The organism is Psychrobacter sp. M17(2026) (assembly GCF_055699815.1).
This window is the reverse complement of the sequence record NZ_CM146741.1, coordinates 1,633,282-1,647,349: the sequence shown is the minus strand read 5'-3', so window position 1 is coordinate 1,647,349 and position 14,068 is coordinate 1,633,282. Positions and strand designations below refer to the sequence as shown.

The 14,068-nt window shown below is 43.0% G+C and carries 10 protein-coding genes; 5 read left to right on the top strand and 5 right to left on the bottom strand.

Going from position 1 to position 14,068, the window contains the following annotated elements; genetic code table 11:
* The first annotated feature begins 84 nt into the window (after positions 1–84).
* The 3 genes from ACR63T_RS06980 (at position 85) to ACR63T_RS06970 (ending at position 3,325) form a co-directional block, all read left to right on the top strand.
* Positions 85–1,764 (top strand): carbon starvation CstA family protein, encoded by a 1,680-nt coding sequence (locus tag ACR63T_RS06980; RefSeq protein WP_305898180.1) that lies wholly within the window; start codon positions 85–87, stop codon positions 1,762–1,764.
* Positions 1,765–1,956: 192 nt separating this feature from the next.
* On the top strand, positions 1,957–2,274 hold the full coding sequence (locus ACR63T_RS06975; protein WP_305898179.1) for a cory-CC-star protein: 318 nt from the start codon (positions 1,957–1,959) through the stop codon (positions 2,272–2,274).
* Positions 2,275–2,314: 40 nt separating this feature from the next.
* Positions 2,315–3,325: an ArsA family ATPase gene (locus tag ACR63T_RS06970; RefSeq protein ID WP_472783495.1), complete on the top strand. Its 1,011-nt coding sequence runs from the start codon at positions 2,315–2,317 to the stop codon at positions 3,323–3,325.
* Between the two features lie 29 nt (positions 3,326–3,354).
* Here the strand turns inward: ACR63T_RS06970 and ACR63T_RS06965 are convergent, their stop codons facing one another.
* Positions 3,355–5,043 (bottom strand): GTPase/DUF3482 domain-containing protein, encoded by a 1,689-nt coding sequence (locus ACR63T_RS06965; protein WP_472783494.1) that lies wholly within the window; start codon positions 5,041–5,043, stop codon positions 3,355–3,357.
* Positions 5,044–5,134: 91 nt separating this feature from the next.
* The gene (locus tag ACR63T_RS06960) at positions 5,135–6,493 is read right to left on the bottom strand and encodes a DUF2868 domain-containing protein (RefSeq protein WP_472783493.1); all 1,359 of its coding nucleotides are present in this window, start codon (positions 6,491–6,493) and stop codon (positions 5,135–5,137) included.
* 646 nt (positions 6,494–7,139) lie between these two features.
* Between ACR63T_RS06960 and ACR63T_RS06955 the strand changes: the two genes are divergently transcribed.
* Both ACR63T_RS06955 and ACR63T_RS06950 read left to right on the top strand, forming a co-directional pair.
* A complete protein-coding gene (locus ACR63T_RS06955) occupies positions 7,140–8,621 on the top strand; it encodes a nucleobase:cation symporter-2 family protein (protein WP_472783492.1) in 1,482 nt (493 codons plus the stop codon).
* Positions 8,622–8,794: 173 nt separating this feature from the next.
* Positions 8,795–9,550 carry an SDR family oxidoreductase gene (locus ACR63T_RS06950; protein WP_472783491.1) on the top strand — a complete coding sequence of 252 codons (756 nt, stop codon included), beginning with the start codon at positions 8,795–8,797 and terminating at the stop codon, positions 9,548–9,550.
* Positions 9,551–9,752: 202 nt separating this feature from the next.
* Here the strand turns inward: ACR63T_RS06950 and ACR63T_RS06945 are convergent, their stop codons facing one another.
* From ACR63T_RS06945 to ACR63T_RS06935, 3 genes are all read right to left on the bottom strand, one after another.
* Complete coding sequence (locus ACR63T_RS06945) at positions 9,753–11,267, bottom strand: bifunctional 2-methylcitrate dehydratase/aconitate hydratase (RefSeq protein ID WP_305898174.1); 1,515 nt, start codon at positions 11,265–11,267, stop codon at positions 9,753–9,755.
* A gap of 218 nt (positions 11,268–11,485) precedes the next feature.
* On the bottom strand, positions 11,486–12,103 hold the full coding sequence (locus ACR63T_RS06940; protein WP_472783490.1) for a GNAT family N-acetyltransferase: 618 nt from the start codon (positions 12,101–12,103) through the stop codon (positions 11,486–11,488).
* A 104-nt stretch (positions 12,104–12,207) separates the two neighbouring features.
* A complete protein-coding gene (locus tag ACR63T_RS06935) occupies positions 12,208–14,058 on the bottom strand; it encodes an ABC transporter ATP-binding protein (RefSeq protein ID WP_472783489.1) in 1,851 nt (616 codons plus the stop codon).
* Positions 14,059–14,068 lie beyond the last annotated feature (10 nt).

The following is a 14,068-nucleotide window of genomic DNA, read 5'->3' as shown; positions in this document are numbered from 1 at the left end:
CTCTTGGGTTCACTATAATAAACTTGTAGACAAATAACTGTCTTGTTCTATATGGACAGCGCTAAGTTCAAAAGGAGTAGTAAAATGAATAGTGCTATTGTACTCGTTGTCGGTGTCGCTTTGATGCTATGCGGTTATGCTTTTTATTCAAAATTCATAGCGAGTAAAATTTTAGGATTAGATAATAGTATTCCCACGCCAGCCCATACGATGAAAGATGGGGTGGATTATGTACCTACCAATAAGTTCGTCTTATGGGGACATCACTTTACCTCAGTAGCAGGAGCCGCTCCTATTATCGGTCCTGCAATCGCGGTGATTTGGGGTTGGTTACCTGCGGTGATTTGGGTAGTGTTTGGCACGATATTTATGGCAGGTATCCATGATATGTCAGCGATTTGGGCTAGTATGCGCAATCGCGGTCAGTCCATCGGCTCAATCGCTGGTACCGTTATGGGTACGCGAGTGCGCAGCCTGATGATGGTGGTTATTTTCTTATTACTGCTCATGGTTAATGCCGTATTTGGTGTTGCTATTGCCAATATGATGATTAAAACGCCATCTGCTGTATTACCTGTATGGGGTGCTTTAGTTGTAGCCTTTATTATCGGTCAGTGTATTTATCGCTATAACATGAGCCTTGTTTGGGTCTCTATTATTGGGGTTACTGCACTATATGGGCTGATTTATCTAGGGCCTATGTTCCCATTCGTTCTACCTGAAACCTTTATGGGTCTTCCAGACAATGCGGTTTGGATCATTATTCTATTTGCTTATGCGGCAGTCGCATCATTGCTACCTGTCTGGATGCTATTGCAGCCTCGAGATTATATTAATGGCTTGCAGCTATTCGTTGGTTTGATTTTATTGTATGCCGCAATCTTTATTTCAACGCCTGATATTGTCGCGCCAGCGATCAATACTGACTTACCGATGAGTGCTCCCTCTATCGTGCCGCTATTGTTTGTGACGATTGCCTGTGGTGCTATATCAGGATTCCATGGTTTAGTCGCAACAGGGACAACCTCTAAGCAAATCGATAAAGAAGAAGACGCGCGATTCGTGGGCTACTTTGGTGCTTTGGGCGAGGGCATGTTAGCGCTTGGCGCTATCTTAGCGGCGACAGCAGGTTTTGCGACGCTTGGTGATTGGCAAGCGGTGTATCAAAACTTTGGTGACGGCTCTATCGGTGCCTTTATCGATGGTGGTGCTACTATTTTGAGTAATGGCATTGGGATTGATATGGTGTTATCACAAACTATGCTAACAGTAATGGCTGCATTATTTGCAGGTACTACTATGGATACAGGCGTACGTTTGCAGCGTTATATCTTCCAAGAGTTCGGTGAATTTTATAACTTGCCAGCATTGACTAAAGGCTGGATCGCTACTTTACTAGCAGTAGGAACTTGTCTGCTACTAGCTTTTGGCGCAGGCGGTATCGATGGAGCGGGTGGAATGATTATCTGGCCGTTGTTCGGTACGACGAATCAGTTAATGGCTGCTCTGACATTAATGATTGTGACGGTTATCTTATTACGTAAGGGTAAGACCGTTTGGTACACTTTAGCGCCATTATGTTTCTTACTAGTTATGACATTATTTGCCTTGCTGATTCAACTCAAAACTTTCTATGATGATGGTAACTGGCTATTAATCATTATGGATTTAGTCATTCTGATCGCCTCAGTGTTAGTTACTTTAGAGAGCTTCTCAGTACTGCGCCGAGAATGGAGCGAGCATAAAGGTAAACATAAGACTTAATATATAAATGGTTATCAATAAAAATAAAACGTTGGCAATTGCTGGCGTTTTTTTATGCTGCAAATTTATAAAGATCCAATATTTTGATTTGTGCTAATTATTTAAAATCATAGAGTTGATATAGTGTTACGCTATACAATAAGCTTATTAACATAGTATAAGCTAAGAAAAATAGGTAGGTTAACAAAGCTTATGAAAAATAATGAAGATAATTTAATAGAAGAATCTATAAATACAGCTGCAAGCAAAACCAACACTACTTGGTGGCAACGCTTTAGCGAAGGATTAAATGAGTTTTATCATGCGCCATATCGACAAACGATGGCGCGTGCTGCTCGTGATGAAGAAGATTTTTTTATGCTAATGATGTTCGCCGAGAGCCTAGGAATTGATAATCCTGCCAGCTTCTATACTTTAGAGTTGCAGCCTTTGTTTTTGGAAAATTTTCATGAATGGCATACCCGTATGGGAATGGACAGATGTCCGTTTGATCATGTTGGGTGCTGCTAGTTTAACAAATAAAGATAATTATAAAAATTGAGATAAGAATATGGCTTTACAGTCTTTGGATACTTTGATTACTCGATTATCAGCGCAGCCTATTATATTCGTTGGTGGTAAAGGCGGAGTAGGTAAAACCACTACTGCCGCAGCGCTTGCCAGCCAATTCGCTAGTAATAATAAAAAAACCCTTATTATATCGACCGATCCTGCGCATAGTTTAGGCGATGTGTTAGACGTAAAGTTAAATAATGAGAAAACTAGAATTACCCCTTATCTTGATGCTATCGAGCTGAATCCCGATGTGATCGTAGATGCGCATTTCGCTCAAGTTGAGCGCACGATTATGGCCTATGCCAATCCTGACATGATGCCAAAGATTCGTGAGCATTTGCGCCTGTCCAAATCAGCGCCGGGAGCCGCGGAGGCGGCAATGCTAGAGTCCATGTGTCAGCATTTAGTTACCGCTACTGCTGATGGTTATGAGCATATTGTATTTGATACTGCACCGACAGGACATACGCTACGATTGTTAGTATTGCCAGAGATGATGGGTGCTTGGACAGATGGATTACTGACTCAGCAGCGTCGTCAAGCGAAATTGCGCTCAGTAGCAACGCATTTAGAAGGTACAGATAAGGCTAATAAAAAAACCAAAGATGTCGCTAACCCTTTTGAGAAACATAAGCCTGATCGCTGGGAGCAAGCGGTAGCAGTATTAGAGCGGCGCAAGGCATTATTCCGTCAAGCGGGAATGCTATTACATGATCGCACCCAAACCGCTATCGTATTGGTAATGACCGCTGATGTATTACCCTTGGCAGAGACCAAACGTGCCACTGAGCAATTGGAAGTCGCAAAACTTACGCCTGCCGCTATCGTAGTCAATCAATTAATAAAGCCAGCCCAAACGGATGAGTTTTGGCAAAATCGTGCTAATAGACAACAGCAAATAATGTCCGATATCGAGAAAGCTTTTAAAAAGTATCCGCTATATCCCATCTACTTACAGCAAACTGATATACGTGGAACTGAGGCATTGAGTGAGTTATTAAAATAACGTCAAACTTGAATATGAATTTACTAAAACTAGTCACGTTGCAGCTTACTTGCCAGCGACCAAGTCGCATCCGTACGTAAACTTTGCGCCAGCTCAGCTTTACCACTATTTAATGATGACCATTGCGACTTGCTACGGGCTTTTTTGAGCTCGCTAGGTAATTTGTGCGTTTGCCATGGTGTCATTAAGTTGTCTTCGTTATTGGCATCTGCCAGCTCTTCATCAGTAAAATTATCGCGAGCAACGTTATCGGCTCCGCTATTAGAATTATTATAAAGCAGTTGGGTGGCATCCGTTGCGGCATGACCCCGATGGCGTAAGGCCGTCAATAGATCAAGCGCTCGTGTTGCGAGCAAGGTCAGAGTAGGCGGATCTATATATAGACGCTTTACGCCGCTGATTTTGTCAGCAATACTACTAGTATTGGATAATAATCCGCCACCGATAGCACCCAAAGCAGCACCAAGTCCTAGAGTGGTACCCAAAGCTGCCGCATCAATCCCTAACCCTAGCAATGCACCAGCGGCCGCGCCAGAGGTGGTACGAATACCATAGCTTTTAAGCAGTTCAGGATCGAAAGGATCTTGCTGATAGGCTTGCAATTCAAGTGGGGTCGCCGCGACCGCATTATCATAAAACTTATAGGAATTTAATAACTGGTGCTGCATAGCGCGCTCGCTTTGACGAACTGCTTCTTGCATTTGGGTGAGCGTTGGCATTGGATCGTCGTCTTCATTAATCTCACGTTTCATGGCGGCGACGTTCAATAAAAAATCAGCGATAATAATATGCGCCTCATCATAGAGCTGCATCCAGTCCGTAGTCCGACTCTGCATCAGCTGCTCAAGCATCTCAGAATGGGTCAGCATGGTCGCAAGATTTTGCCACAAGTGCATCTCATCTTCAAACTCAAAGGCGACTGAATCAAAGCGGGTAGAGATATGCAGATTGCGTCTTGCCAGCATCGTCTGCCAGTCATCGATATTGGCATCTTGAGAGTCGGTGAAGTTGAAGACGGGCATCACAGGTATCGCTGCCCATGACAAAATAGCCAGCTCATCTTTATATTTACCGAGTACAGGCTCACGAGCATCAACCACGTATATCGCCATATCACTTGCCAGCAGCTGACGGATCACCTTGGCTTCTTGGCTATAATCGTCTATACCTTGCAGCCCACTAGTAGCACCCGTTGCAATATCTGCTGCCAAAAACTGCTGCAAGCGCTCAATACCATCACGGCGACTGGCAGTATTATCCTCAAGCCAATCCATCAGCCCTGAGGCGTCCTCAAGTCCTGGCGTATCATAGAGAGTAACCAGCGCCTCTCCAGTTTGACTATCCGTTAATTGCGCTCGTTCCACATGACGAGTCGTCGCCGCTTCGTTTTTGACTTCGCCAAAATACACATCACGCAGTAAGGTGCGTAATACTGAGGTCTTGCCTGTATTGGTATGACCGACCACTGCTAGCTTTAATGGCTCGCCACTAGCGATGGTCTTTTTATTTGCAGCTTTATTGTGAGTGCTGTTTTGCAAACTAAGTGAAGAATCTTTGGTTAGATCAGTAGAATAATTAGGCACGTCAATATCAGCATGCTCAAAATTTTTCTCTATCAAACTTGCGCTCTTTGAGTCCGCAGGGTCATCTTTTAAGGCTTTATCAGCAAATAGCCCCTTATGTTGAGTGGTCGCAGGCTTATTATTATCGTTAGTCATAATGGTTTCTTATAGTGAATGAGCGCGTTTAAGATCAGTTTATCGTAAGTAAATTATAAATAAGTACTGTTATTAAGTACTGTGATATAGCTCAACGAGCAGTATCGACCAAACCTATCTGACGTTCAGCTAAAGCCGTTTGCCACTGCTGATAGCGTACTGATTTGCTATTGGATAAATCAGTAGCGATATGATCTTTATCCTCTAATAACTGAATAATCAGACCTGCCTGCGCTTGAGCGGCAATCTGATCAATCTTACGTAATGTGCCGCGATCAGGTAACGCCTTTTGATGAATGCCCAACAATACCTGTACAGGATGCGCCGCTAAGTAAGTCGTCAGACGCGCCATATCGTCGCGATCATCAATAATACCGAAGTCCTCTACAGACTCACTATTATCCATCAAACCTGCCTGCCACCAGTTAGTAATGTCAGTAGGATACTCCAGTAAGGCAACTAGCTTGTTGGCAGAGCTCACGATCGCTTTGGGTGCAATAGGCGCGTCAACTTCGATAAAATCATCAGCATCGATCACTTGACGCTGCCAAAAGTTAATAATCTTTTGATAATAGGGCAGCTTGATATCCAAACGCATTTTTTTGCGGTTGAACATAAGCGCACAAAATATCCACGCCAGCGCTCTTGGGACGATGCCATACACCAGTAGACTACCGATCAGCAAGCCTGCCCATTGTCTAGCAATAGATAAGGGCAAAGCATCAGTGACTAGGCGGCTTTGGATAATAGCGGCATCATTAGGAACGTCGAAGCCGACCATACTTGGCAACCAGCCGAGCACATGCGTCAAAGTAATTAGCGCCTGATCTGAGAGTAAGGTGGACTCCCAACTAAAACTATACTGTCGCACTATTAATAAAAAGATAATGGCTAATAACATCCCTGTTAACGTCGCCAGCCACAGCTGGTGGCTAAATCGACCCAAATACCAGCGCATACCGCTATGTTGTAATTGCTGCTCATAAAGCTTAACTGCCGCTTGAGTCACATCGTCTTTACCGCGAATTAAATAACTGGGACTGACAAAACTGGCAAACCAATTAGTAGAGTGTTTAGACTGATTGATCAAAGTGAGTACCAGCCAGCCAACTAGCATAATAGTGTGAAAGCCTAGCAGACACACCAATACATAAAAGAAATTCACCACATTAGCTTGCAGTAAAGTAAACAAACCCACAAATCCAGACACGCACCAAATCACGCTCATGATACCCATAATGCCTTTTAGTCTAGCCTCTATCTTGCCTAGTACTTTAGCCAACGCGCCATTATTATCTATACGAGCGGCACGCCGATGTAATTTTTGCAGTGATGTGCCTGCTTCTAAGTGCAGTTTTTCAGTGACTAATAGAGGGTCTGTAGCAAAAACATGCTGCTCGCTCTCGAGGGTACGTACCAATTCAGTCAGCTGGTCTTGAGGTGACAACATAGGGCAAGGATATCCAAATAGTCGTTTTTAGGGGGTAATAGATAATAATACATTTTAACTTATAATAAATAATTAGAATTTAACAGATTGAACAAACATCAGTGGGTAATTATCAATTATAATTATAAAAACCTGACCAAATGGTCAAAAAGTACTAGCGATTAGCTGAAATAAACGTTATGCTAAAACCGCACTAAGATATATGCAGTCAAATTTTAGTAAAAACTGAGTTAGCATTATAGTAGATATATAAAAATAATCATTAAAAACAAACACTTAATATCGTTAATAATATTATTGCTCAAAGTATTTAACTAATAACGACTTTATAGTTACCTAAAATATAGACATCTAAAGAACCTCTAAGACTCTCTACCTCAAAACACAAGCTAATCCTCATACTGAATTGAAGCAGCTACTGCTCTTTTTTTACTTTAATAGTGGCTAATGAGCCGTTTTAGAGTATGAAATTCATTGTGCTTTGGCGAGTGTTATTGACTATTGCTCATTATAAAGACTTATCTAGCACTGTAATACGGATCAATTATTATTATTTACGCTTTTTATCCTCTTACTTTTTATCCTCTTATATAGTGTGTCAGTTAGGACATACTAAACACCAAACACGCAGGGAGCATGTTAACTTATGGATATGAAACCTACTTCTCAACCCACGTTTGAGCGCCCAGAAGATGAAAATCTAGGTATGGTTGCCAACGTCGCTTATGGCTTTCAACACGTACTGACGATGTACGGTGGCATCATCGCTGTGCCTCTTATCGTCGGACAAGCGGCAGGTTTAGGATCCGCCGAGATTGGCTTGCTCATTGCCGCCTCACTATTTATCGGTGGTTTGGCAACGCTTCTGCAGACCCTTGGTGTGCCATATTTTGGCTGTCAGCTGCCATTAGTCCAAGGCGTGTCTTTCGCTAGTGTCGCCACTATTGTTGCTATTGTCACGGCAGGAGGAGGGTTACCATCCGTGTTTGGTGCGGTCATTGCCGCCTCCATACTGGGGCTTATCATTACGCCTGTGTTTTCCAAAATTATTAAGTTTTTCCCGCCATTGGTCACAGGTGCGGTTATTACTACTATTGGCCTGACCTTGATGCCAGTTGCCGCACGTTGGGCGATGGGTGGTAATAGTAAAGCGCCTGATTTTGGTAGTATGACTAATATTGGACTGGCAGCATTCACTTTAGCTTTAGTGCTGCTTATGAGTAAGCTTGGCAACGCGGCTATTAGTCGCTTATCCATCCTACTCGCTATGGTTATCGGCACTTTAGGGGCGTGGGCGGTCGGTTTGGTTGACTTCTCAAACGTCATGACAGGACCAATATTTGCCTTCCCAACACCGATGCACTTCGGGGCGCCAACTTTTGAGCTGGCCGCTATTATCTCCATGTTCATTGTAGTATTAGTCATTTTGGTTGAAACCTCAGCGGATATCTTAGCAGTAGGTGATATTATTGAGACCGATATTGACTCAAAACGCTTAGGTGATGGTCTACGTGCCGATATGATCTCTAGTATCGTCGCGCCATTTTTTGGCTCATTCACTCAAAGTGCTTTTGCGCAAAACGTCGGTCTAGTTGCCGTCACCAACGTTAAGAGTCGTTTTGTCGTTGCTGCGGCTGGTGTTATCTTAGTCGTACTAGGCTTGATGCCGCTTATGGGCCGTGTTATCGCTACTGTTCCGACAGCAGTCCTTGGCGGCGCAGGTATTGTACTATTCGGTACTGTGGCTGCTAGTGGTATTCGTACCCTTGCGCAAGTCAGCTATACCAATAACATGAACTTGATCATCGTAGCGACTTCAATCGGCTTTGGTATGTTACCGATTGCCGCGCCTGCATTTTATGATCAATTTCCAGACTGGTTCGCTACTATTTTCCATTCAGGTATCAGCTCGACTGCTATTATGGCAATCGCTCTAAACTTATTGTTTAACCATCTAAAAGTAGGTAATTCTGAGAATCAGTCGGTGTTTGCAGCGGGTACTGAGCCGCGCTCTGTACGCCCTACAGTTATCATCGAATTAACCGAAGGCGATTACTTTACCGAAGGTAAGCTATTTGATGTGGATAATAACGAAGTGCCAATCGCGCCAAAAGAGTCAGCTCACTAGGTTTTATAAAAACCAAGAATAATAAATAATAAAAGTCGCTATTAGAGGCGGCTTTTTTATGCACTACCATTTGATTAAAAAGAGATTTAAAAACTTATCAATAACATCATTATTGATAAAGATTTGCTATGGTTAAGGTCACTATTAATAAAAAGTCTAGATAAGGAGTGATTATGACAACTTCAAAGCTAACTAAAAAAACCTACCTCATTATCGGTGGTATCGGCGGTATCGGACGCGCTATGGTCGAGCAGATTATCACTAATAAAGACAACAAAGTGTTTGCAACTTACTATCGAAATGTACCAGACATCGAAGCAGATAATCTGCATTGGTTACCTATGGATGTCAGTAGTGAAGAGAGTATCAAGCAAGCCATAGACGAGATTAAAAAGCACAGCGATCATATCGATTGGGTCGTCAATTGTGTGGGACTATTACATACCGAACAGTCGCAACCTGAAAAGGCACTGCGTCAAGTCGAGACTGACTTTTTTATGCAAAATATGCAAGTCAATGCTTTAGCAGGGCTGCTTACCGCTAAGCATGTCAAGCCATTATTAGCCAAATCCGAGCGAAGTAACGCGCATCCTGCGATATTTGCCACTATCTCAGCACGAGTAGGCAGTATTAGTGATAATCAAATTGGCGGTTGGTACAGCTATCGTATGAGCAAAGCGGCGCTCAATATGGGTATGAAAAATCTTAGCATAGAATGGGGTCGCTCCTTAAAAGAGGTCTGTATCGTGGTCATGCAACCTGGTACCGTTAATACCCAGCTATCCGCGCCTTTTCAGTCTAATGTCGCAGATGGTCATCTATTCTCGCCAGCCTACAGCGCTGAGTGCTTATTAGAAGTGCTGTCTGGTATGAGCGCCGATCAGACAGGCAGCTTTGTCGATTGGGCAGGGGAATCTATACCTTGGTAGTAGGTGCGTTTTTTCATAAGTAAGTTATAACGCTCATTAATTAAAAGTAAAAAGGTTCTGCTATTAATAGCAGAACCTTTTTCTGTAGACCGGTTTTATAGCTTTTGTAGGGTGCGCCATGCGCATCAGTAGCTAGAACAATTGGTGCTATGGAGCATAACCCTATGGCTACTATTGTTTCTATTTCTTATCACCAAGCCAATCAGTTGGTCACAAACATATCCATAAACTCATTAACAGGTGTTTGCTCAAGCAGCGTTTGATCATCACACAAAGCGATAATCTCTTCACAACGTCCTTCGACAAAGCGAGTGGCTAGACTGGATTGGAACTTTGCCTGTAATACAGGGATGCCCTCAGCACGGCGGCGTTTGTGACCAATGGGATATTCGATAGCGACTTTGTCTGTACTAGTACCATCCTTAAAGAATACTTGAATCGCATTGGCGATTGAGCGTTTATCAGGATCATGATAGTCTTTTGAGTACTGCTCATCCTCAATTACTACCATCATGCGCCGCAGTGAATCTATCAGTAGATGATGCTGCTCATGATAATCATCCTCGTAATTCTCTGCCATTAAATCGCCCGTTAGTAGCGCGACGGCGACCATGTACTGTAAGCAGTGATCCCGATCAGCAGGATTATTAAGCTCTCCCTCTTTGGAGATAATACGGATAGCCGACTCATGGGTGGTTAGAATTATTTTGTCAATCTCACCGAGTCGATCATCTACGTGAGGATATAGAATAACAGCCGCCTCACAAGCGGTCTGCGCATGGAACTCCGCTGGGAAGCTAAGCTTAAATAAGATATTTTCCATCACATAGCTGCCAAACTCGCGCTGAAAAGTAAATTGTCGTTCTGATTCGGGCTTGAGCGCTAGATCCTTATTGGTATGGCTGTATAGCACATCATAAAACCCCCATTGCGCCGCTGTCAGTGCGCCAGGTATCCCCATCTCACCACGGCAGGTGATATCGACTAAGCGTACTGCGCGACTGGTAGCGTCCCCTGCTGCCCAAGACTTGCGACTACCGGCATTAGGCGCATGGCGGTAAGTACGCAGTGCCTGACCATCAACGAGTGCTTGTGATATCGCTGCCATGATACGTTCGCGCGATAACTTATATAATTTGGCAACCACAGCGGTTGAGGCGAGTTTTACCAAAAACACATGATCCAAGCCTACGCGGTTAAAGGAGTTCTCTAGTGCCAAGACGCCTTGAATCTCATGCGCCATAATCATGGCCTCTAGCACATCGCGCATGATTAGTGGCGAATGGCCTTTGCTAATATTACTTTGACTAATAAAATCTGCTACTGCCAAGATACCACCGAGATTGTCTGAGGGATGACCCCATTCTGCTGCCAGCCAAGTATCATTATAATCCAGCCAGCGCACGATACAGCCGATATCAAAGGCAGCCTTTACGGGATCCAGCCTATAAGAAGTACCTGGTACCCGCGCACCATTTGGGGTGATTTGATCGACGCAGTTAGGGCCTAAATGCTTGGTGCATTCAGGGAAACGCAGCGCCAATAGGCCACAGCCAATAGTATCCATCAGGCAATAACGAGCCGTATTCCAAGCATCAGCACTGTTATCTGCATCATCGATAGAATAATTGAGCACATAATCGGCAATCTTTTGAATCTCAACATCGTACTCTGGACGTACATTGCTCTCTACGGTCACGCTTTGGGTATTTGACATCGTAATCTCCTCATCCTTAAGCGTAAAATGGTTAAAACTACCTTATTAACAATAACATAATTAAAAGTAGCATAATCAAAGTCAAACATCAGTAGAGTAGTGTAAAACGCTTATGGCTTTAGGCAGGTTTTATAATGATTATCTTTTTAAGTACGGGTCTTAAGTATCGGTCTAATGAATAGATTCTTAGATTAACAAATGAAGTGCAATCACAAATTTCAAGTCATCAAGTAGATTAACCCTGCAATAAAGGCTATACCTAATATCAATAATAAGATATTTAATGTAGTAGCTACGCCTGATGATCCTGATGGCTCTTTTTTGACTTTGACTTTTTTGGCGATACCCAAGATCATCTTAACGTGTTCGATACCATCCATCTGGTAGTATTCACCTTCAGGAACGAAACCTAAGGATTGATAAAAGTTTATGAGATAAGTCTGGGCGGAGATGATAATAGGATTTTTCTTACCGTACTTTTTATGACAATAGGCGATAGCTTGCATCATGATTTGACGTGCCAGCCCTTGTCCTCTGTACTGCTGTAATACTAGCACGCGACCAATCGCTGGCATTATAGGGCCACTGACTGAGCCATCGGCTACAGACAGATTGGAGCGCATGGTATTGATATCGGGCGGGAGAATGCGACAGTAGCCGACCAGCGCTTCGTTACTATGAGCGACTAGATGCAGACAATCAAAATCGACCTCATCCATATCTTGATACGCGCAGTTTTGCTCAACGACGAATACTTGCGAGCGCGCTTTTAAGATGTGATAGATGTCGATTGAGGTCAGCTCATCAAAGGTTTTTATAGAAAATTGGGTGCTCATAATTCAGACACTTCTAGCAATGGAATAGGGGGATCAATGACGGTAAAGTGGACCATTATAACGATATTTAGGAATATCAGCACTTTTTCACTTTTTTAAAAGTATTAACCGTTAATAGTCTGACTAATCTTATCTAAATTTAAGCTATCTGACATCGCGCTAAAGATTTCATAGTATTTACCACGTCTAGCATATAGCGCTTCATGCGTACCTGTCTCAACCACACGGCCATGCTCAATAACCACTAAATCATCCGCATCAATGATCTGAGCGATATTGTGCGAGACCATGATTACTGTCCGATCTTTTTTAATCAGATCTAAGCTCTTTTTGACTTGTTGACTGGCTATAGCGTCAAGGCTGGCGGTTGGCTCATCCAAGAATACAATCGGTGGATCCTTTAGGAACATCCTTGCCAGCGCGATACGCTGCTGCTGACCACCTGACAGCGATTTTGCCGTACTCTCATAACCTTTTGGTAATTGAGTAATCTGCTCGTGAATAGAGGCTTTTTTGGCGGCGATAACGATGTCTTCCTCAGTCGCATTGATATCACCGTAGCGGATATTTTCGCTAATAGTGCCTGAGAAGATATGATTGCTTTGTAACACTAAGCCGATGCGCTGGCGTAATTCATGCGTATCACAGTCTTGCAGGTCATGACCATCTAGACATATCGTACCTGAATCTGGCTGATAGAATTTGACTAATAAGCTGATAATGGTGCTTTTACCAGCACCTGATAGACCAACTAAGGCGGTAATACGATTAGGCTTAATGGTAAAACTGACGTCTTCTAGTGCTTTTGTACCATTAGGATAAGTAAAATCTACATTTTTCAGCTCGATATGACCTTTTAGATAATCGCTACTGATGCCCTCTATATTTTCAACTTGCGCGTCATCATCTAATATCTCAAAAAACCCTTCGGCATAGGTTAAGGCGTTATTGATTTGGTCATAAATACGATGCAATTGACGAATAGGGGCGGCGACGTTTTGGAAAAGCAAGACATGAAATAACACCATGCCGATAGTCATCTCGCCCTTTAACACAAAATAGGCAGTCAGCAGAATAATAACCACGATACCGATCTGCTCAATAAAGGTCTTAACCGCATCATAAATAAAGCCAATACTACGAATGCGCAGCTGATTATCGGTCATTTCTCGCTGAATTTTATAGTGCTTATCGGCTTCGATAGATTCACGGACAAAGGATTTGACCACGCTAATTGAGTTAATCAAGGAGATAACTAAGCCGCTCTTAGCTTCCCTAAAGCCGCGCATCTCCCGACGAAAGCCTTGCAAGCGCTTAGCTTGTTTTTGACTAATAAAGAAATAAATCGGAATGATAATAAGACCCACTAAACCGATCCAAAAGTTGGTGGAAAACATAATAATCAGTGAAACAATAGCGCTGGCAAATAGTGGCAGCATATCGATAAAAAAGTTTTGCACTAAGCTGGTCAGACTCATAACGCCATAATCAATACGGGTTTGCAGTTTGCCGCTATCATTCTCAGAGCTGGTATAAAATGCCATCCGATAGGTCAATATGCGCTCAATAATACGCTGCGATAAATCGCGTGAGAGATTAATACGGATCTTTTCACCATAAAAACGCTGACCGAAGGAGATAAATATCGACAGGATTTCTTTGGTTAACAGAATAGCGCTAATAATACCCAACATGCGCAAACCTGCCTGCCAAGGGTCAGCTAAGGTTGCAATTTCAGTTAAGGTATCGACAGTGTAGCGCAAGACAAAAGCGTTAACCTGTGCAGTAAAGGAGCCAAGCACAGTTAATATCAAGGTTAAAACAATCAGTGTTTTATAAGGTGCGGCAAATACGGCTAGTTTCTTTAGAATATTCCACAGCAGCGCCCGCCGCTCTTTTTTATGAACGGGAGGCTTTTTGAAAGGAGATTTATTAAGGTTGGGAGTGGTTGTCATAGATAAAATT

Bases quoted from the DNA above. Each gene is read 5' to 3' on its own strand.
- ACR63T_RS06945 (WP_305898174.1), bottom strand. From the start codon at position 11,267: ATGTCAAATACCCAAAGCGTGACCGTAGAGAGCAATGTACGTCCAGAG.
- ACR63T_RS06965 (WP_472783494.1), bottom strand. From the start codon at position 5,043: ATGACTAACGATAATAATAAGCCTGCGACCACTCAACATAAGGGGCTA.
- ACR63T_RS06955 (WP_472783492.1), top strand. From the start codon at position 7,140: ATGGATATGAAACCTACTTCTCAACCCACGTTTGAGCGCCCAGAAGAT.
- ACR63T_RS06975 (WP_305898179.1), top strand. From the start codon at position 1,957: ATGAAAAATAATGAAGATAATTTAATAGAAGAATCTATAAATACAGCT.
- ACR63T_RS06980 (WP_305898180.1), top strand. From the start codon at position 85: ATGAATAGTGCTATTGTACTCGTTGTCGGTGTCGCTTTGATGCTATGC.
- ACR63T_RS06950 (WP_472783491.1), top strand. From the start codon at position 8,795: ATGACAACTTCAAAGCTAACTAAAAAAACCTACCTCATTATCGGTGGT.
- ACR63T_RS06935 (WP_472783489.1), bottom strand. From the start codon at position 14,058: ATGACAACCACTCCCAACCTTAATAAATCTCCTTTCAAAAAGCCTCCC.
- ACR63T_RS06940 (WP_472783490.1), bottom strand. From the start codon at position 12,103: ATGAGCACCCAATTTTCTATAAAAACCTTTGATGAGCTGACCTCAATC.
- ACR63T_RS06970 (WP_472783495.1), top strand. From the start codon at position 2,315: ATGGCTTTACAGTCTTTGGATACTTTGATTACTCGATTATCAGCGCAG.
- ACR63T_RS06960 (WP_472783493.1), bottom strand. From the start codon at position 6,493: ATGTTGTCACCTCAAGACCAGCTGACTGAATTGGTACGTACCCTCGAG.